A 19,963-nucleotide genomic window follows, 5' to 3' on the forward strand; every position below is an offset into this window, starting at 1 on the left:
TTATTTCTTTATTGTTTCTGCCTTAAAAACGTCGGCAAGTAAATGATCTAATTGTTTGTACTCGATTAAAAAAGCGTCATGTCCGTGTACGGAATCTATTTCGCTATAAAAAACATTGTCTTTAAATCGCTTCAATTCTTCATACGTTTCTTTGTTTTCTCTGGCCGTAAAAAACAAATCAGAATTAATTCCGATAATATGTATTGAAGCTTTGGTTTTAGATAATAAAGTTTTAAAGTCTTCGCTGTTTCTTGTAATGTCTATTGTCTTAAGCAATTGATTCATTAGTTTATAAGAAGACAGCTGGTATCTTTTTTGCAATTTTTCTCCGTGATGTGCCAGCCAGCTTTCGATATTAAATACAGAAAGTTTCTCGTGGGTTGTACGTTGAAATTTTTCTTTGAATGATTCTGGAGATCTGTAACACAGCATTGCGTGAATTCTGGCATCTTCTATTGGTCTTGAAGAATTGTTTAGAATCTGTTCTTGCAAATAGCAATTGGCAATCATCCAGTCGGTCGATTTCCAATCGGTCGCAATCGGAATTAAGTGTTCTGTGATGTTGGGTTCAAGTGCGAGCATTTCCCAGGCAATTCCGCCGCCGACAGAGCCTCCAATTATAGCAAAAAGCTGTTCGATTTTAAAGGTTTCAATTCCTTTTAGAAAGATTTTAGCAATATCTCTTGTTGTAAAATCAAGATAATTTTCAATAACAAAAGAATCGTTTCCGTTTCCGGGAACATTAAATGCTAAAACGGTATATATGTTGGTGTCTATTGTTTTTCCTTCGCCAATTAAATCATTCCACCAGCCTTTTTCGCCTGTAACCTCAGCATTTCCTGTTAAGGCATGATTTACTAATACAATTGGCGCTGTATGTAATGGCAGACCAGAAAGTGTAAAACTTAATGGTAATGTAGAATATGATGCACCACTTTCTGTGATGAAATCTTTTATTATGATGGGATTGGTTCTATTTTCCAATTTTCAAATCTTTTATTTTTGATTTGTATCTGGAAATATTAAAAAGAAAGCCTAGAGTTGAGCTAGAGAATTTCTTGTTGTTATCTTTCCACGTTTGGGCGTGGTAGAATGCAGCACCTTCTTCGAATTAACGAAGGGTTGCTAAGGATTCATCGGGTCTAATCCCTCGTCCTTTCTTTATAACATTTCAATACGTTTTTGAACTTAAAGGTGCAAATTAACTACTATTTTCTTAAACAAACAAATTTTATCGAAACTGATTCTTTATTTCTTTAAACATCTTACAAAACAGAAACTCTTGTACGCAAAAAATTACCGAACGTAAAGATCAGTAAAATTAAGCGGGATTTACCCTATTTGTACGACACTTTCGATTTTAGATAAAAAGTGTTTCATTCTCTTTTGAATACATCAAAAACAATAAAGAATTTGGTACTTTTTTCTCCGCTGTATCTGTTTCGGTTATGCCAAATCTTGGATGTGCCAATTCATTTGCTGGTGGCGGCGGGTTGTTTCTTTTTGTTCTTCTGTTTTTCAAATTAGAAATTTTTTCTGCTAAGTAGTTTAATGTGCTCATGATATTTTAAGTTTAAGTTAGTTCTCGTTTTATAATGATTATTATTTGTTTATGTTTTTGTTACCTCAACCAAAAGGAATAAAAAAACCCTTTTGGATCACAATACCAAAAGGGTTTAAGTTTTTTACAACTCTATATACTTTTAGTATCAACAGACGCGTACACAAATACGTGCGACGTTAAACATCTTGTTCATCTGTAGGGACTTATTCATCTGTGATTTATATATTTTTAATTCTTGCATTTTCTGTAAATTTAAAAAGCCTCTCAAAAAAATCTTGGGAGGCTTTGCTATATTATATTATGTTTTTCAACATTTAAGCAATACCTATCCCAACGGTTTTAACCGAAATGGCACAAAACATTTTGTAGACATTTAAATTCATTTGATTAGTAGCTTTTGGGTTTAACAAATATCGAATTATTTTTTCTATTACACAAATAATAATGAAGAATTTAATTACAAAAAACGTTAAAAAACAACCTTTTAACGTTAAAAAACATCTTACAAAAAATAAATCTTAACAGAAATAGGTTAAAACTTACATTTTTCAAACTTTACTTTGCTTATATATCTCCACAAATCAGATTATCAAAGAACATTTCTTTCCTTTTTATGAAGGATTTAAAGCCAGACCGCTTCTTTATTTTTAATTTTTTCGGCTACTTTCAAAATATCAGTTATAATTCCTCTTGAAATTGCCTGTTTACATGCCGAAGCGCTTTTAATAACAATAGGAACATTGGCGTAAGATTGTGTATAAATTTCAAAAATCGTATCGGAACCTTTTAATTGTCCGATTGCAGAAGTTAAAGGTTCAGAAACCAATTTAACTTCCAGCGTATTTTTCTGAATATCAAATTCTCCAACATACCTTAAAACATGATCTTCGGCCTGCGTTATTTTGGTTATTTTAAAATATCGGTCTATTGCTTCTTTATTTAGGATTCCGTTTTTTTCTAAATGTTCGTCTTTTATAAGTGAATTGATTTTTATGTCTGAAAGCTCAAAATCTTTTCCAATTTCTCTGGTTAGAATCAGCAGTTTTTTTGCGGTATCGTTTCCAGATAAATCTTCTTTAAATGTAGATCGCATCAATCCTAATAAACTGGCATCTTTGAGAACGGAAGAAAAAGAACTTTCTTCTGCAGCAAACCGATTGAAAACATAACTGAGATTGTCTGAGAAAACGCCTCTGATTTTTGTAATTTTTTCGCCCGAATAATACAAATCTCTTAAAGTCTGCAAAACCGGAATTCCAGTATCAACAGAGGTTTCATACAAAAACTCTTTGTCGTATTTTTTAAGATTTTCTCTTAGTTCTTTATAAAGTTCGATTGGCAGTGTATTGGCTTTTTTGTTGACGGCTACAATATTAAATCCGTTTTGGATCAAGGTATTATAATGACCAATCAATTCGTCACTTGCCGTGGCATCGACTGCTATCAGGTTTTCAAATTCGTTTGCTTTGGCAAATTCAATAATATCTTCTACTTTAAAAGGTACTGCCAATTGCACAAAATTTGTTTCCCAGGCATATCCAACGCCTTCTTTCTCGAAAAAAGCAACTGTAGAATTGGTAATAATCGGAAAATGAAAATCGATGTTCTTGCTTTCCAGAAAAAAGTCTTGACTTTCTACAATCTGATTGATCAAAGTACTTCCGATATTTCCAATTCCAAAAAGGATAATATTTATTTTAAGCTTCGACATAATTTTAAAATTTTATAAACCATATAAGTGATATAAGTTCATTAAAGAACAGAATTTGCTTAACTGAACTTATATTACTTATATGGTGTAAATTATTTACTGTTTTATAGTTCTTTTTCATAAAAAATCACCTCTAGCATGATCACAAATGCTAAAGGCAATTTTTCAAACAAAAAACAAAAAAACCTAATTTTTATTGATACTGTACTGAGATTCAGTTACGCTTGTAAAAACCGTTTGCAAATCTGCAATCAAATCTTCGATATCTTCAATTCCCACAGAAAGACGAACCAGATCTTTAGAAACTCCGGTTTCTATTTGTTCGCTGTCTGTTAATTGCTGATGCGTCGTACTTGCCGGGTGAATAATTAATGATTTTGTGTCGCCAATATTGGCCAAAAGCGAGAAGAGTTTCGTTTCGTCAACCACTTTTTTGGCAGCATCAAAACCACCTTTTAATCCAAAAGTGATTACGCCGCTTTGTCCTTCCGGAAGATATTCTTTGGCTAAATCAAAATATTTATTTGATTTTAAACCCGGATAATTTACCCAAACTACTTCTTCTTGTTTTTCTAACCATTCGGCCAAAGCCAAAGCATTTTCGCTGTGCTTTTTAATTCTTATTGGTAATGTTTCTAATCCCTGAATGATCTGAAACGCATTAAACGGACTCAAAGCGGAACCGAAATCACGTAAACCTTCGATTCTTGCTTTTGCAATAAACGCAGCGTTTCCTAATGCTTCATGATAAACCAAACCGTGATATCCGGCAGAAGGTTCTGTAAATTCAGGAAAATTTCCGTTGGACCAATCGAAGTTTCCGGCATCGATAATTACACCTCCTAATGAAGTTCCGTTTCCAGAAATATATTTTGTTAGTGAATGAATTACAATATCGGCTCCGTATTTAATTGGGTTTAATAAATAAGGAGTCGCAACTGTATTATCTACTATAAATGGCACTTTGAAGGCTTTGGCTTCCGCTGAAATAGCTTTTAAATCCAATACATCTAATTTTGGATTCCCTAATGATTCTACAAAAAATGCTCTTGTGTTTTCTTTTGATGCTTTTGTGAAGTTTTTAGCATCAGACGGATCTACAAACGTTGTTGTAATTCCTAATCTTGGCAAAGTCACTTTTAATAAGTTATAAGTTCCTCCGTATAAACTGTTTGATGCTACAATATGATCACCAGCTTTTAGCAAAGTTAATAATGTGGTAGAAATTGCCGATGCTCCAGATGCCGTAACAACAGCTCCGATTCCGCCTTCGAGCGCAGCTAACCGTTGTTCTAAAACATCGTTTGTTGGGTTATTTAATCTGGTGTAAATAAATCCAGCTTCGGCAAGACCAAATAAATTGGCAGCGTGATCTGAATTGTTAAATACATAAGATGATGTCTGATAAATTGGCACCGCTCTGGTTCCTGCGTTTTTAGTAACATCGTGTCCTGCGTGTAATGCGTTTGTTGAAAATTTTTGTGTGCTCATGATTTTATATTTTTTATATTGTTAATAGTATATTGTTATTGAATTTTGATATTGAATTTTGATATTGAATTTTGAATCTGTTTAATTGAAAAGATCTTCTTCTTCCAGATCATATAACTGAGCCAATAATGATTTTTGACCTTTGAAATATTCTTCCTGCCGAAATTCTATGGCTTCTCTTGTTGGTTCTTCTGATTTATTATTTTTTTGAGAATCTGTTCTCAATAAGTACTGAAATGCAATTGTGTTTATATCTAATGTTTTCATGATTTATAATTTTTAAAGTGTTGGAAATAAAAAACCCTTTTGGCTGGCTTACCAAAAGGGCTTATAGTTTAACTATAACAAAGATTTTATCTTTTACTTTTGGCAACAACAGAGTGGGGCGCATTTGCGCATCATACAACACATCATCATTTTGTCTGCTATTGTTTTCATATTATAAATTTTTAATTAGAATTCTTTATTTTTAAACTCGACTAATTTGATAGAGTAAATATATAAACTATTTTTAGACTACCAAGCAGAAATATAAATTTTAACATTTAAAAAGTATTTCTCAACATAAATACTGCTGTAATCTTTTTAAAATCCGTGTAAATCCGTGTCTTCGCGATAGCGAATCTGCGTTGTCCGTGTTCTAATTTTCAACGCTGATTATACGGATTCGCTATCGCGAAGACGCGGATTTAAAAGGATTTCTATTTTTAATTGAGAATTAAAATTTAAATCCTACACGTGCAAATGCAAATCTTCCGTTTAATCCGAATTGCGAAACGGCTCTTGAATACGCAAACTGATTGGCATTGCTTAAATCTGTACTCGGCGCCGGCGATAAAGTTGGCGTTGTATTGGTAAAAGCAGGCGTTGCAGGATTATTTCTGTCTGGATAAACGTCTCCTATATTATTAACCCCAAGTGTCAATCTAAAATGCTCGTTTATTTGATATCCTAAAGACAAATCGGTAACCACTTTTGCGCTGTATTCAGGATGCTCGTATACAGAAGAAAATCCATCTAAATTAACATCTGTTGCTCCTGGGTCTGTTACTTTTCCGAAATAACTGTTTCTTAAATAAATATCCAGCTTTTTGATATTGAATGTTGTCGTTAAGTTTGCTTTTAATCTCGGAATTGCTTCTTCTAAATAAACGCGGCTTGATTCTGGAAAAAAGGAATACACAAATGGTTCTCCCCCCGCATTTACAATAGATTGAGGAACATTTAATGCGCCTACTCTTTTGGTTTCGTTGTAACTAATGGCGAAATCATTTCTGATGGTGAAGTCCTGAATTACATCGTATTTCTGCGAAATCACGACATCTATACCTTTTGTTTCAGAGTTGATTCCGTTGGTCCAGAATGAAGCTCTTTCTACACCTTTTAGGTCAAAAGCTTCCTGAAATAAAGTTAATGCTTCTGCTTGTTCCGGCGAAGTTGCGCCTGTAATCTGTGCGTCTGTTGGTCTTGAATATTGTCCTGTTAATACAATTCTGTCGTCGATTCTTGTGAAATAGGCATCTGTAGAAATCGTAATATTTGCATCTGGAATTTTGAATGTAAATCCTGTACTGATACTTTTAGATTTTTCTGGTTTTAAATTTTCTACACCAATGCTTTTCGCTGCCTGAGAATCGTTTGTAAAATATCCTACTTGATAAGGCGAACCGTTGATAAACTGCGTTGAACTGGTTTCGAAATATTTTTGCTGCAATGATGGTGCTCTAAAACCTGTTTGTCCGGAAACTCTCCAATTGATAAAATCGTTCAATTTTAAAAGTGACGCCAATTTGAAAGTTACGGTATTTCCAAAATCAGAATAATTTTCAAAACGTGCTGCTCCGTTTAAAAGCCAGTTTTCTGTTGGGTTTAATTCTAAATCCACGTAAGCAGCAACACTTTTTCTGTCTTTTTCTTTAGCATCCGAAGGCTGAAATCCTGAGAATCCCTGCGCTCCTGCAGATCTTTTATTTCCAAAGAAATCTGTTACGATCAATGGTGATGTTGTTGGTAAAACCCCAGTAACCAAAGCTCCGTTTGTATCGTATAAACCGTATGAAGCTTCTTCGCCAGCTTTAATCTGATAGTTTTCATATCTAAATTCTCCTCCAAAAGCTACGTTTAAACCTTGTAAAACATCGTATTTTTTACTGAAATCTAAATTGGTTGTGCTTTGCAAAAACGAAACTTTTCCTGCATCAAAACTTGTAGCCGAATTGGTTCCTAATGTTGCATTGATAGTATTGTTTACATCATATTGAAAAGAGTTTGTTCCTAAATTGGTGCTGATATCGGTATCAAAACCAAATAATTGTGTTGTAACGCCAACTGCTGCTGAAGCATCCAAAATACCTGATTCAATTTCTGGTAAGAATCCATTTTCATACACTTGTGTGAAAGTTCCAGAACCGTTTGGCAATCTGTTGAAAGCATACGATTTTCCGTCACGATACGAAATTCCACCAAAAGAATATAATGCAGTACTTTCTGTAAGTGGATATTTTGCATTATAATAAACTTGCCCAGACGCCAATTCTGACTGGCCGACACTCATATTATAATCGCTTCTTTGCTGGCCTCTGTAATTAAGTTCGTTGTTGGTAACATCAAAATTCAGCGCCGTTTGCATTTGAGCAATTGTACTTGCTCCGGCAATAGCAGTTTGCTGCGCTGGAGTAAAATAACCAACCTGAGGCGCATATTGCTTTAAACTATTCAGTATTTGTGCCGAATTTGGCGTATTATTAATGTTGCCGAATAAGGAGTTTATCTGAACTCCGTTTTGTGCTGCTCTATTTTCGACCGCATTGTAAGCATTAAAAATGGCATTACTTCTAATTCCTGCACGGCTTGTTGCATCTCTGGTAACTGCGCTTCCGGTAACGTTTAAAAAACTTCCTGCTTTACCTAGAGAAGTTCCGTAGTTTAGGTTTACTTGTAAAGTTTCTCCGTCGCTTCCGCCTTCAAAATTATTAGAACCCGAAGACAAATTGGCTCCGTACTGCACGTCTCCCGAAAGGAAATTGGCATTTTTCTTTAATACAATATTAATGACACCTGCAATGGCATCAGAACCATATTGTGCTGCCGCGCCGTCACGCAAAACTTCGATTCTCTCGATGGCAAATGACGGAATTGCATTTAAATCGGTTCCTACAGATCCTCTTCCCGGCGATCCGTTTATGTTTACCAGTGCGCTGGTGTGTCTTCGTTTCCCATTCACTAAAATTAAAACCTGATCTGGGCCTAAACCTCTTAATTGTGCCGGATCTACGTGGTCTGTTCCGTCGGCGGTAGAAGTTGGGTTACTGGTAAAAGACGGCGCCACATAATTTAGTATCTGAGTAACGCTTGTCGATGGCGCTCCTTTTGTAATTTCATTGATATTAAAAACATCAACCGGAACAGGAACATCTGTTTTTACACGGTTTTTACTTCTTGATCCAACAATGGTCACTTCAGACAATTCATTGTTTTTTAAAGTATCTTGTTCTACTTTGTTTTCTTGTGCATACAGACCTGAAAATGTAAAAAGGCTTGCAATAAGTACTAGGTTTTTTTTCATTACTTTTCTGATTTTAGTATTGTTTTTTTGTTTAAAAAGCTTGTGGTTAAAATATTGTAAAAACAAAAAACCTCTGCTGTAGGCAGAGGTTCTATTTATATTTTTCTGAAAAAAAATCTACAATAGCGTCTCTGCGGAGAACTCCGGCATCTTACAAGACATCATATTGCAAATAATTGTTTTCATTGTTTTTGTTAATTTGAAGTAGCAAAGTTGAGAACTATTTTTGAATCAGCCAAACAAAAACAAAAATATTTTCTATTACCCTATCAAATTAGTATGCTTGTGTTAAATTTCTATGGTAAAAAGTAAAAAAAGTTGAACTTTGATTTGCAAATCAAAATGGTTTCATACCTTTGCACCCGAATACAGAGGAAAAATTTGAACTGATTGCAACCTCTTCATAATGAAATGATTCGTTATGAGTACTGAAAGGTTATAGTTTCGGTATTAAAAAATGCTAAAGCAGGAATTCTCCTTTAGCCTTTTTTGCAATTATTTTCCTCGCTAAATTTAATATATACAAATTTAATACATTATTATGGCTTATTTATTTACGTCAGAATCTGTTAGTGAAGGTCATCCAGACAAAGTTGCAGATCAAATTTCGGATGCATTAATTGACAACTTTTTGGCATTTGATGCTGACTCAAAAGTAGCATGTGAAACTTTAGTAACAACTGGTCAGGTAATTTTGGCTGGTGAGGTAAAATCAAATACGTATCTGGATGTGCAGCAAATTGCACGTGAGGTAATCCGTAAAATTGGTTATACTAAAAGTGAATATATGTTTGAAGCGAATTCTTGTGGAATTCTTTCTGCTATTCACGAGCAGTCTGCAGACATTAACCAAGGTGTTGACAGAGCTAAGCCAGAAGAGCAAGGTGCTGGTGACCAAGGTATGATGTTTGGTTACGCTACAAACGAAACTGAAAACTACATGCCATTGGCATTAGATTTATCTCATAAATTATTACAAGAATTAGCAATTTTAAGACGTGAAAACAAAGAAATCACTTATTTACGTCCAGATGCTAAATCTCAGGTAACTCTTGAATACAGCGACGATAACAAACCAACTCGTATTGATGCAATTGTTATCTCTACTCAACATGATGATTTTGATGAAGAAGCTACTATGTTGGCTAAAATCAAAAAAGATATTATTGAAATTCTTATTCCAAGAATCATTGCAAAAAATCCAGCTCACGCTCATTTATTCAATGATAAAATTCAATACCACATTAACCCAACTGGAAAATTCGTTATCGGTGGACCTCACGGAGATACTGGTTTAACAGGAAGAAAAATCATTGTAGATACTTACGGTGGTAAAGGTGCTCACGGTGGTGGTGCTTTCTCTGGAAAAGATCCAAGCAAAGTGGATAGAAGTGCTGCTTACGCTACACGTCATATTGCTAAAAACTTAGTTGCTGCTGGTGTTGCTGACGAAATCTTAGTTCAGGTTTCTTACGCAATTGGAGTTGCTGAACCAATGGGAATTTTCATCGAGACTTACGGAACTTCTAAAGTAAACTTAACTAATGGTGAGATCGCTAAAAAAGTAGAAGCTATTTTTGATATGCGTCCTTACTTTATCGAGCAAAGATTAAAATTAAGAAATCCTATCTACAGCGAAACTGCTGCTTACGGACACATGGGACGTAAACCAGAAACGGTAACTAAAACTTTTTCTGCTCCTGGAGGAAACGAAAAAACGGTTACTGTAGAATTGTTTACATGGGAAAAACTTGATTTTGTTGACCAGGTAAAAACTGCATTTGGATTGTAATTTAGATTATTAGACTAGCTTAGATTGTTAGACAACTTAGATAGTTAAACATAAAAAATCCCGATTTCTAGAATTAGAAATCGGGATTTTTGTTTTTATTGAAATGAATTTATCTTTCTAATTTTACATTTGGTAATGTTTTCGGTCTGCCCGGATCGTTAGATAAAATCCATCCTGTGCGGTACATCCATTCTGTCATTTTGTGCAGTTTTACGTAATCGATGTTTTCCGCTTCATCCATTGGTGTGTGGTATTGGCTGTGTAAAACGCTGGTGTAAAATACAGACGGAATTCCTCTTTTTGCATAAGGTAAATGATCTGAACGGAAGTAAAAATATTCCGGATGTTCTGGTCTGTCCCAAAGTTTATCTAAATCAAATTTTGGTCCTTCATCGTTGGCTCTTTTAGCAATTGCTACTAAATCTGAAGAGTTTTCGTGAGGTGAACTTGAACCTAATAAAGCCGCTTGGTTTACATTATTTCTTCCGATCATATCTCCATTTAAAACGGCTATAATATCTTTTTCAGGAACTGTAGTATGCGATGCGTACCATCTTGAACCTAACAATCCTCTTTCTTCTGAACCGTGAAAAACAAACAATGCCGTTCTTTTTCCCGGTTGTTTTTTATATGCTCTTGCAATCGCCAACATGGCAACACAAGTACTTGCGTTATCATCGGCTCCGTTGTAAATAGAATCTTTACCGTATTTTTGTCTCACTCCGTCGTGATCTTGGTGTCCGCTAAAAAGAACGTATTCATTTTTTAATTTAGGATCTGTTCCTTCTATTGTTCCCACAACATTTACAGACGGATATCTGTAGGTTTCAGAAACTACTTCTGTAGATAATAAGTCTTTTGTATTTTTCAAAAATTCTAACTGATCTCCGTGAAGCCAAAAAACAGGCATTGTTGTACCAATTTTATCACGAACGCCTTCAATTCCGTAAATACCTCTTGTCATTTGCGGTTCAACCTGAGACCAGCTTTCTTCTCCCAGTTTATCAGCAACCATAATCATTGCCGAAGCGCCTTTTTTAACCAAAAGGTCATAATATTTATTTCTCACAAGACCTGGATAACGTCTGTCAAAAAGCGAAATATCATCTGCAATTCCTTCTTTAGAAGCTAATATAACAACTGCTTTTCCTTTGATGTCTGCTTTTTCAATTTCTTCTTTTGTTGCTGCCCCCAAATATACTATTGGCGCTTCCACTTTTGTATTTGTGGTTTCTGCTACCAGAACTTCACTCCACAATTTATATTCTTTTGTTCCGATTTTAAATTTTGTATTTGCTGTAACCTGATGCCTGTACAAATCAAAAAACTGAAAATAAGTGCCGTCATCACCGGCAGGTTTCATTCCGGCTTCTTTTGCTTTATTCGCCAGCCACATAGAGACTTTTAATTCGTCTAAAGTTCCTGCTTCGCGACCGTTAAAGTGATCGCCGGCCATCTCATACATGTCTGTTCTAAGATCTTTATCAGTAATTGCCGTTACCAAAGGTTTTTTAACTGCCTGAGAAAAAGCTATTCCTCCAGAAGCAAGTAAAACAAGGATCATTTTGTTTTTCATAGGATTTAATTTTATAACTCAAACTTAATGATTTCGAGACAAAAACTTTGATTTTTTAACAACAAAAACCGTTAATCACATGTAATCAAAAAACAAATGGCTGTCTATAGAGACAGCCATTGCATTTTTGATAAGTTGTATGTTTTAGTAAGTACCGTTTTGCATTTTGCTTAAAGTCTCACGAATTTCACTTGCTGTTTGTTCTTCAACCAGACTGTTTAAATACTTTACTGCTAAAGTCTGCGTCTCGATTGCTTTTTGTTTTTGTCCGTCTTTATAATACAGCTGCGCCAAAGTATCTAAATAATATGGATTATTTTTGGTTACCGCCAAACTGTATTCTGACCATTGAATTGCTGGTTTTAAATAACCTGAATTTACAGGATTTTCTACAACAGACCAAGCCGCAGAATTGCATAAATTAGAATGATAATCTTTAAAAGCAGTCCATCCGTCATAAGAATATTCATTTGTGCTGTCTAAAGAAGTAAACATTTCGTCTAATTTTTCTATCGCATTTCCTTTTTCTGTACCTAAATAAGTATCAAAATAAGTGCTAAATTCTTTTAAATAAACCGTATCGTCGCCACTCGCTTCACTTTCCTGAGTCAGATAAGCGAGGTAATTTTTATAACAGTCAAAACCACCTTTTCCGGATGCGATTAATTTTTTATAGATTGAAATTGTTTTTGTCTGATTGGCTTTTCCTTCAACTCCTTCTTGCGCTATATAAGTATTTGCTTGTAAAGCAGATGAAATCTCCGCACCTACATTTCCCATTACAGGAACATAATCAACTGAATTTGATCTTTTTTCTGCATTTAAAATTTCTATTGCATCGTAATGTTTGATCAGGTAATCTATAGAAAGAAAATCGGTATCGTTAAGTACTCGGTCTTCATTAAAAAACTGTTTCGAAAAACCTTGATTTTTAATTTCTTTTACAATAGTTTCAGCAAGTGCTAAATTTGGCTTTGTATCTTTTTGATGTGCTTCTATCAGTTTTTTCCAGATTTGAGCAACTTCTTTTTTGTCCAAATTAACTTTAACTACTTTAAAATCTGCCGGATCTTCAACTTTATCTACACTATATTCAGAATCATAACTGTACGGAAGTTCTAATGCCGATGCTTTACTAAAAGCAGCAACCAAATCTGCGTCTGTTGCTTTCTTGTTCTTAGCTGTTTTGCTGAAAGAAAGTAATGCATTTGTTCGCTGCAATTTTTTGTAGAATTCGTCATAATAATACAATTTTGACTGCTGTTCTGTAAGCGTAGTTTTTGCAACGGCAAGAACATCACCTTCTCCATTTAAAACAATCACATTTGGACCATCAGAAATTTTATTGGTTTTAAGCCATTTTTTATCATCGGCTGTAGCCAGATAATAATTATAGATGTCAAATTGCGGATCGTATTTGTCATACATATTGTATGTCGCCTGTTCTTCCTGAGCTTTTACAAAAGCATCAAAATCGGCTTTTGCTGTTTTATTTTTGGTGTCTGTATAAACGATCAAAAATTTAGCCGGTGTATTTTTAGTAACGTTTATTGCGCCTTTTAAATTGTTTTCTACTTTTAGTTTAAAATCAATTTTGCTCGGCGTATAAGCTTCTACAACAGTTGCTGTCGTGTCTACTGCTACTAAGGGATTTTCAGTTGTGTAAGTATCTTTTCCTGGATACGTCCAATTAGAAACAGTTTGGTTTTCTACTGCTTTAACCGTCGATTCTTTAGCCGGAGGTACATCTTTTTCATTCAAAAATACCAGCGGATTTAATCCTGCTTTTTCAGAAATACGAAGCTCGTTTGTTTTTTTGTCTAAATAGCCCTGAATATTCAAATTAGACAAAAGATTTGGCTCGTATTTTATCGTGATTTCTGCAACATCTTTTGGCAGTTCGTATTTTGCAATTTGAGTTTGAACGTCATAATAACCTTCATTAACCAAATACAAATAATCGGCACGATCAATTTCAAAATCCAAAAAGGCTTTATCAAAATCCGGATTTGTTTTGTATTGAATATCTGAAATTTTTTGATAATTTACGGCTCCAGAACCGTTTTGTGTTCCTATATATAAGGAATACAATGATGAAGAATCTGGAAACTTAATTTTTATTTTCTTGGCATTTTTTTCTCTTTTAAAATCAAGATCAAAAATACTTCCTTCTTTTTTATCATTAATAAACAAAAGCGAATCGCCTTTTATTTCGTAATTCCCTGAACTAAAAACCAGTTCATATTTATTATTTTCTAATAAGTTTAATTTAATCTGTTGTCCTTTATTTGTAGACAGATACGAGCCTTTTTCAATACTTTTTGTTTGAGAAAAAGAAGTAAATATGAAACAAAAAAAGATTGAAAAACTCCATACAATATTACGCATGCTATAAATTTTGATTGTTAATATCTCTAGTAAAGATATTTCATTCTAATTAAAATCTAGCATTAAAACGAAAACTTAATAGTTAAAATACTATAAATTATATTTCATTGAAAAAATAATGTAACGTGGCTGCACAGTGTATTGCGAAACTCTTGTAGAAAACTGCGAAAAGCTGTCGTCATTTAAATAAGTCGTATTTAATAGGTTTGTCGCCGAGATTTTATACTCCCACTTGCTGTCTTTCTTTTGATAAATTAAACTCGCGCTCAAAAAATCATATTCGTTATCAACCGTTTTATTAGAGTTGTAGTAATGATAAAATTCATATTCTGAAACAAAAGAAAAACTATCCAAAAAGTAATAATCTAATCGTGCAAAAGGTTTGTCTGTATAATAAGTAGAACCGCTGTATTGATTAATTAAAGCATTATAACCAAATTCTAAGTTTGGAAAATTTTTATAATTTGTTGAAGCTTTTACGGTATAACTTTGACTAAAACTTTCTGTTGTTGCCAATACATTGTTTTGGATATTATTGAATTTTGACCAATTGAATGTAGCATTTGCCGATGCTTTATAATTCTTCAAAAAAGAGCGTCCGTAATTTCCCATTCCAGAAAAAGTTTCGTCAGCAAGATTAGAATTATAAGGTGTAGAAGATTGATTTACACCTGTAAAATCGGCTTTGGTTTTTATGGCATCTACTTTTTTGGTGTACGTTGCGTTGGCAAAAATGTTTTCAAAATTGTACATATTGTATTTGAAATAACGCAGCGAATGTACTTGTGAAGTTGCATTTTCTAAATAGCGATTTCCGCGGAATAAACTGCTGTAATCGGACAAAACATAACCAGAAGCTAACTGATTTATATCTGTAAAATCATTGGTTAATGAAAAATTATACGTTAATGTTTCTGATTTTTTGATTTGATATAAAACAAAAAAATCAGGCAGGACTTTCATGAAATTCTGCGAATAATCTGTTCCTAATTGCGTGTTAGTCATTCCGTATGAATGCAGACTTACTCCGGGAGTTAAAGTAAATTTTCCGGTCAGGATTTTATAATGAAATCCCAAGAAAACATCATTAAAATTATAATTTACATTGTTATTATTTTCGGTACTTTCTAAGTCATTTCTATCACCATTATCCAACATTTGAAAAATATGTGAATCGAAATTTTGATGCGAATAAGTATTTCCTAAAGTAATATTGATGTTGCTTTTTGGCGTTACCATGTAATAATAATCCAGCTTTGCATCTAGTTTATTGGTTTTTACAAATCGATCCTGATTTAAATCGTTTCTGTTTTGTCCCAAAATGTATCCAGAAAAATCAAAAGGCTGCGAGCGTAAATTGGCATTATAAAATGGATTTTCGTCTTGATATAAATGCTGCATTTCAAAAGCAAATATATTTTTACTGCTTTGGGTATAATACAAACTCAAATTCTGGTTTACCGATGTAGGATCTTGTTTTTTATTGGTTAAAATTGTTTCTGTCGCAGTATTATTGTTTACAACAGATTCGCGCAGCAAATCGGTATCTTCATCTTGTTTTGAGAGTTTGGTTAAGATATCATAATCAAACTGAAATTTTGCATTTGGTTTATAACTTGAACTTAATTTAAAAAGTCCTAAATTATTTTTCTGATGTGTTTCTTCGTCTCTGTTCTGCTGATCACCAGAATCTAAAATCGTTGTTTTTGACTTGGTTTCTAAATCTGTTTTTGATGTCGAAAGAATTCCAAAACCGCTAATATTCCAGGCTTTATTCACGGAATAAGCAAAGTTAGTAGCTCCAAATTTGGTTTCGATTTCTTTGGCGCGATTGTTTCTCAAAATCGAAATTCCCAAATCATTAGAAGAAAGATTAAAGTTGCTTCCTCCTTTTTTCATCATATTTTTAAAGCCTCCGGTAAATTTAAAATAATCCTGCGCGGTAAGTGGCAATTCACCAATATTATTAAAATTAGTAATTAGATTAATGCTGTATTTTGGACTGTAATAAAACAATTTGGGGTTAATAATATAACGGCTGTCTAATTCTCCAACGCCAATTCCTGCAGTCATATCGCCAAACCAAAAGTTCTTTTTCCCTTCTTTTAGTTTAATATTCATAGCCACATTATCCTGATCATTTTCTAAACCTTTTAGCTGGCCAACTTCATTGTAATTTCTTAAAACCTGAACTTTATCAATGGCATCTGCCGGAATATTTTTAACTCCAAGTTTGGTATCTCCGTCAAAGAAATCCTTTCCTTCAACCATTAATTTAGAAACTTTTTTTCCTTCTACTTCTATTTCTCCATCGGCATTTACCTCTACGCCAGGAAGTTTTTTAAGTACGTCTTCCAGTTTTTTTTCTGTTCCTGTTTTAAAAGAATCTGCATTGTACACAATAGTATCTCCTTTTATAGAAACCGGCATTTCGCGTACAATTTCTACACCTTCTAATTCAATTCCTGCATCATCAAGAACAATGTTCTGCGTCATGCTTTCTGTGGAAGTTGAAACTGCAATTTCTTTTGATTTCATTCCCAGAAAACTCACTTTTATCGTGTAAGCCGTATTTGGTTTTAAAGTCAATTGAAACTTTCCTTTGTCGTTTGTTATTCCGTAAGAATCCATTGCTTTTGTGGCCGTATTTACAGCCATGATGTTGGCCATTTCTAACGGATTTTTCTGTCCGTCCTGAATGAAACCATCAAAACGAATACTCTGAGAAAAGGAAATTGAAGTCAATAAAAAGGCGAAGAAAAAGTATATTTTTTTCATTAGAAGGATCTCAAGTAAGGTATAAAATTATCGTCTGATCATGACCGGACCTGGCCCGCCGCCGTTTCTGCCACGGTTCATTTCTCTAAATTCTTCCATTTTTTTAATGACAGTATCATCGTAATCTTTTTGAGAAATTACTTTTCCTTTTGTAGATGGTTTTATGGCTACTTTGTCTTTAGCATTCAGTACAATTTTAGAACATAAAATTACCGTTCTGCCATCGTTTATTTCTAAAATTAAACCCGGAAGTCCCCAGTAATTTTCTGGTCCCTGATTCACCGGAATTTCTGGCGAATACCAAGCTGTTATTACCACTTCTTTTGGCATTTCAAAATTATCTTCAAAGTTGGTTTTAGTCCCTTCGGTTGTTTTTTTAGTATCGTCTTTTTTCTCTTCCGGCTTTTTGTCGTCGTTATTTTTAGGTCTGAAATTTCTAAAATCGGTTTTACTGGCTTCTTTTACTGCTGTTGCTTTATAACACGTATAACCTCCAATTTGTTTGGTTTCAGATTCTAATTTCCAGTTTAGTTTAGGCAGAGAATCAACAACAAGAAATTCTTTCCCCATAAATTCTTTATCAACAGTATACGATTTTGTTTTTACATCTTTGTAGAAAGTGCCGCCGCCTCCCATAAAAGAATTCATCATTATTCGCATACCGCCGTTTTGTTGTCCCGGAGCGTCAAGCTTTTCTTCTTCTTTATAAATGGATGCCGATTTATCGAAATTCAGAATGAATGTTTTTTCGAGCATTTGTTTCATACGCTCCTCCATATTTTTCTGCATTTCTGGCGTAATATCTCGGTTTGCACGCATTCCGTCAAATTTAGGCGCTTGTGTTTTAGACTCATAAACCGCCATTCCCTGAAAATCTTTTTGGGCCTGCATCTGCGTGCCTAAAAGCATTAAAACTCCATAAAATAATATCTTTTTCATTGTGGTCTTTTTTTGATAGTTGAGTAAGCCGGATAAACTTACAATCAAATGTATTATTAATTTTAAAATATTAAAACTTAAATATATCAATACTAATAAGGTATCGACAAAATAGCTGATTATTAAGACAATTTAAATTTAAAACAGTTTAACGCGGAAATTCTTCTAAACTTGTAGTTTTAATCTGTTCTGATGTAGTTTTTTTGTAATTTGGCGCTTTAGAATTCAACTATTATGAGGAAAATGGTACGCAATTTTTTATTCTTATTTTTTATTTTGTGTCCATTAGCACTTGCTTTTTCGCAAAATAAAAAAATAAATGCCACGACTATTTCTCGTATTGCAATTGATGCTGATGAATTTTTAGGTTACGATTCTTTTGGATATTCTTATCAGATCAAAAACAACGTCTTTAGTAAAATGAAAGGAAATGAAAGTTGGGAATACAAAAACATTTCGTTGGGAAGAATTGCTAAAGTCGATCTGCAAAACCCGCTTAAAATCGTTTTGTTTTACGAAGATTTTAATACCGTTATTTTACTCGACAATCAGCTTAATAAAATTACGGAGATTAATTTTTCTCAAAACAATATTCCTATTGTGGTCACGTTTATTGGTATGTCTGCACAGAATCAGTTATGGATTTACAACGCATTGAATCAGCAAATTGGACTTTTTGATTATTTAAAAAATGAATATAAAACGGTTTCTACGCCATTAACTGAACCGATAAAATATTATCAGACTGATTTTAATACTTTTTATTGGATTGATAAGAAGAACAACTGGTTTTCGTGTGATATTTTTGGGAAAACTACTGCTCTTGGGAAAACAGCTGATTTTGATAAAATTGAAATAATTAATAATCATCAATATATTTTCAGCAAAGCTAATTTGCTGTATTTTACAGATAATAGCCACACAAATCCAGATGATGTTTCTGAGATTGAAGTTTTAGAAAAAACCTTTAACAAATTTTATTACAAAGACCAAATTTTATCTATTTTTACAGCTAAAGAAATTTTAAATTATAAAATCGTAACACCGTAATGCACATAGCAATAGCAGGAAATATAGGGGCAGGAAAAACAACTTTGACTAAATTATTGGCGAAACATTTTAAATGGGAACCTCATTATGAAGACGTAGTTGATAATCCGTACCTAGATGATTTTTACCACCAGATGGAACGCTGGTCATTTAACCTTCAGATTTATTTCTTAAACAGTCGCTTCCGTCAAGTGCTTCAAATTCGCGAAAGCGGAAAAAAAATCATTCAGGACAGAACGATTTATGAAGATGCTTATATTTTTGCGCCCAACTTATATTCTATGGGTTTGATGACAAGCCGCGATTTTGAAAATTATACTTCTCTATTTGAATTGATGGAATCTTTGGTAAAAGCGCCGGATTTATTGATTTATTTAAGAAGTTCTATTCCAAATTTGGTGGGACAAATCCACAAACGCGGACGCGAGTACGAAAACTCTATTTCGATTGAATATTTAAGCCGTTTGAACGAACGATACGAAGCCTGGATTCAGACTTATACTAAAGGAAAGCTTTTAATCATTGATGTTGATAATATTAATTTTGTTGATAATCCAGAAGATTTAGGAAACATCATTAATAGAATTGATGCTGAATTGAATGGGTTGTTTTAGAACACGGATTTCACAGATTTACACGAATAAATAAAATGCCTCTAAAAAATTTTAGAGGCATTTTATTTTTTAATATTATTTTAAAAATGGAAATAAAACCTATAAAAACTGAAGAAGATTATGATTTTGCATTAGAAAGAGTAAATGTTTTATTTGACGCAAAACCAAATACAGAAGAAGGAGATGAATTAGACATCCTAGTTACTCTTATCGAAAAATACGAAAAAATACACTACCCTATTCCGGAACCAGACCCCATTGAAGCAATTAAATTTGTAATGGAACAAAGAGGTCTTACAGATGCTGATTTAGGTATTTTATTAAATAGCCGTTCAAGAGTAACTGAAATCTTTAAAAAGAAAAGAGCCCTTACAATAAAACAAATTAGAGTTTTAACAAAAGAACTTCAAATTCCTGCTTCTATTTTAATCAAAGAATATTCTTTAATCCCATAAAAAAAGCCTCTAAAATTTTTTAGAGGCTTTTTTTGTTGTT

The 19,963-nt window shown here is 33.5% G+C and carries 14 protein-coding genes and 1 riboswitch; of the genes, 4 read left to right on the plus strand and 10 right to left on the minus strand.

Annotation, left to right across the window (positions count from 1 at the left end; translation table 11 throughout):
* From EV144_RS08130 to EV144_RS08155, 6 genes are all read right to left on the minus strand, one after another.
* Positions 1 to 984, minus strand: a complete 984-nt coding sequence (locus EV144_RS08130) for an alpha/beta fold hydrolase (RefSeq protein ID WP_134147850.1) — start codon at positions 982 to 984, stop codon at positions 1 to 3.
* 77 nt (positions 985 to 1,061) lie between these two features.
* A riboswitch (SAM riboswitch) is annotated at positions 1,062 to 1,170 on the minus strand.
* A gap of 190 nt (positions 1,171 to 1,360) precedes the next feature.
* On the minus strand, positions 1,361 to 1,561 hold the full coding sequence (locus tag EV144_RS08135; RefSeq protein WP_134147852.1) for a hypothetical protein: 201 nt from the start codon (positions 1,559 to 1,561) through the stop codon (positions 1,361 to 1,363).
* Between the two features lie 625 nt (positions 1,562 to 2,186).
* The gene (locus tag EV144_RS08140; protein WP_134147853.1) at positions 2,187 to 3,275 is read right to left on the minus strand and encodes an aspartate kinase; all 1,089 of its coding nucleotides are present in this window, start codon (positions 3,273 to 3,275) and stop codon (positions 2,187 to 2,189) included.
* A 186-nt stretch (positions 3,276 to 3,461) separates the two neighbouring features.
* Positions 3,462 to 4,766 (minus strand): O-acetylhomoserine aminocarboxypropyltransferase/cysteine synthase family protein, encoded by a 1,305-nt coding sequence (locus EV144_RS08145; protein WP_134147855.1) that lies wholly within the window; start codon positions 4,764 to 4,766, stop codon positions 3,462 to 3,464.
* Between the two features lie 81 nt (positions 4,767 to 4,847).
* Entirely contained in the window at positions 4,848 to 5,033 is a 186-nt protein-coding gene (locus EV144_RS08150) for a hypothetical protein (RefSeq protein WP_134147857.1), read from the minus strand.
* A gap of 451 nt (positions 5,034 to 5,484) precedes the next feature.
* The gene (locus EV144_RS08155; protein WP_134147859.1) at positions 5,485 to 8,331 is read right to left on the minus strand and encodes a TonB-dependent receptor plug domain-containing protein; all 2,847 of its coding nucleotides are present in this window, start codon (positions 8,329 to 8,331) and stop codon (positions 5,485 to 5,487) included.
* A 541-nt stretch (positions 8,332 to 8,872) separates the two neighbouring features.
* Here EV144_RS08155 and metK point away from each other — a divergent pair.
* Positions 8,873 to 10,123: a methionine adenosyltransferase gene (metK, locus tag EV144_RS08160; RefSeq protein ID WP_134147861.1), complete on the plus strand. Its 1,251-nt coding sequence runs from the start codon at positions 8,873 to 8,875 to the stop codon at positions 10,121 to 10,123.
* Positions 10,124 to 10,232: 109 nt separating this feature from the next.
* Here metK and EV144_RS08165 read toward each other — a convergent pair whose 3' ends face one another.
* The 4 genes from EV144_RS08165 to EV144_RS08180 form a co-directional block, all read right to left on the minus strand.
* Entirely contained in the window at positions 10,233 to 11,699 is a 1,467-nt protein-coding gene (locus EV144_RS08165; RefSeq protein WP_134147863.1) for a M28 family metallopeptidase, read from the minus strand.
* Between the two features lie 144 nt (positions 11,700 to 11,843).
* The gene (locus EV144_RS08170; protein ID WP_134147865.1) at positions 11,844 to 14,087 is read right to left on the minus strand and encodes a hypothetical protein; all 2,244 of its coding nucleotides are present in this window, start codon (positions 14,085 to 14,087) and stop codon (positions 11,844 to 11,846) included.
* A 90-nt stretch (positions 14,088 to 14,177) separates the two neighbouring features.
* Positions 14,178 to 16,865 (minus strand): carboxypeptidase-like regulatory domain-containing protein, encoded by a 2,688-nt coding sequence (locus EV144_RS08175; RefSeq protein ID WP_134147867.1) that lies wholly within the window; start codon positions 16,863 to 16,865, stop codon positions 14,178 to 14,180.
* Between the two features lie 27 nt (positions 16,866 to 16,892).
* Positions 16,893 to 17,804, minus strand: a complete 912-nt coding sequence (locus EV144_RS08180) for a GLPGLI family protein (RefSeq protein WP_134147869.1) — start codon at positions 17,802 to 17,804, stop codon at positions 16,893 to 16,895.
* Positions 17,805 to 18,038: 234 nt separating this feature from the next.
* Between EV144_RS08180 and EV144_RS08185 the strand changes: the two genes are divergently transcribed.
* The 3 genes from EV144_RS08185 (at position 18,039) to EV144_RS08195 (ending at position 19,923) form a co-directional block, all read left to right on the plus strand.
* Positions 18,039 to 18,854, plus strand: coding sequence for a hypothetical protein (locus EV144_RS08185; RefSeq protein WP_134147871.1), 816 nt, complete (start codon positions 18,039 to 18,041; stop codon positions 18,852 to 18,854).
* Positions 18,854 to 19,468, plus strand: coding sequence for a deoxynucleoside kinase (locus EV144_RS08190; protein WP_134147872.1), 615 nt, complete (start codon positions 18,854 to 18,856; stop codon positions 19,466 to 19,468). The genes EV144_RS08185 and EV144_RS08190 overlap by 1 nt, the downstream gene beginning before the upstream one ends.
* Before the next feature lie 86 nt (positions 19,469 to 19,554).
* Positions 19,555 to 19,923, plus strand: coding sequence for a type II toxin-antitoxin system HigA family antitoxin (locus EV144_RS08195; protein ID WP_134147874.1), 369 nt, complete (start codon positions 19,555 to 19,557; stop codon positions 19,921 to 19,923).
* Positions 19,924 to 19,963: the final 40 nt, after the last annotated feature.

The sequence above is a fragment of the Flavobacterium sp. 270 genome (assembly GCF_004368785.1).
Classification (GTDB): Bacteria; Bacteroidota; Bacteroidia; order Flavobacteriales; family Flavobacteriaceae; genus Flavobacterium.

Bases quoted from the DNA above. Each gene is read 5' to 3' on its own strand.
- EV144_RS08155 (WP_134147859.1), bottom strand. From the start codon at position 8,331: ATGAAAAAAAACCTAGTACTTATTGCAAGCCTTTTTACATTTTCAGGT.
- EV144_RS08195 (WP_134147874.1), top strand. From the start codon at position 19,555: ATGGAAATAAAACCTATAAAAACTGAAGAAGATTATGATTTTGCATTA.
- EV144_RS08185 (WP_134147871.1), top strand. From the start codon at position 18,039: ATGAGGAAAATGGTACGCAATTTTTTATTCTTATTTTTTATTTTGTGT.
- EV144_RS08175 (WP_134147867.1), bottom strand. From the start codon at position 16,865: ATGAAAAAAATATACTTTTTCTTCGCCTTTTTATTGACTTCAATTTCC.
- EV144_RS08135 (WP_134147852.1), bottom strand. From the start codon at position 1,561: ATGAGCACATTAAACTACTTAGCAGAAAAAATTTCTAATTTGAAAAAC.
- EV144_RS08140 (WP_134147853.1), bottom strand. From the start codon at position 3,275: ATGTCGAAGCTTAAAATAAATATTATCCTTTTTGGAATTGGAAATATC.
- EV144_RS08145 (WP_134147855.1), bottom strand. From the start codon at position 4,766: ATGAGCACACAAAAATTTTCAACAAACGCATTACACGCAGGACACGAT.
- EV144_RS08165 (WP_134147863.1), bottom strand. From the start codon at position 11,699: ATGAAAAACAAAATGATCCTTGTTTTACTTGCTTCTGGAGGAATAGCT.
- metK (WP_134147861.1), top strand. From the start codon at position 8,873: ATGGCTTATTTATTTACGTCAGAATCTGTTAGTGAAGGTCATCCAGAC.
- EV144_RS08190 (WP_134147872.1), top strand. From the start codon at position 18,854: ATGCACATAGCAATAGCAGGAAATATAGGGGCAGGAAAAACAACTTTG.
- EV144_RS08180 (WP_134147869.1), bottom strand. From the start codon at position 17,804: ATGAAAAAGATATTATTTTATGGAGTTTTAATGCTTTTAGGCACGCAG.
- EV144_RS08150 (WP_134147857.1), bottom strand. From the start codon at position 5,033: ATGAAAACATTAGATATAAACACAATTGCATTTCAGTACTTATTGAGA.
- EV144_RS08170 (WP_134147865.1), bottom strand. From the start codon at position 14,087: ATGCGTAATATTGTATGGAGTTTTTCAATCTTTTTTTGTTTCATATTT.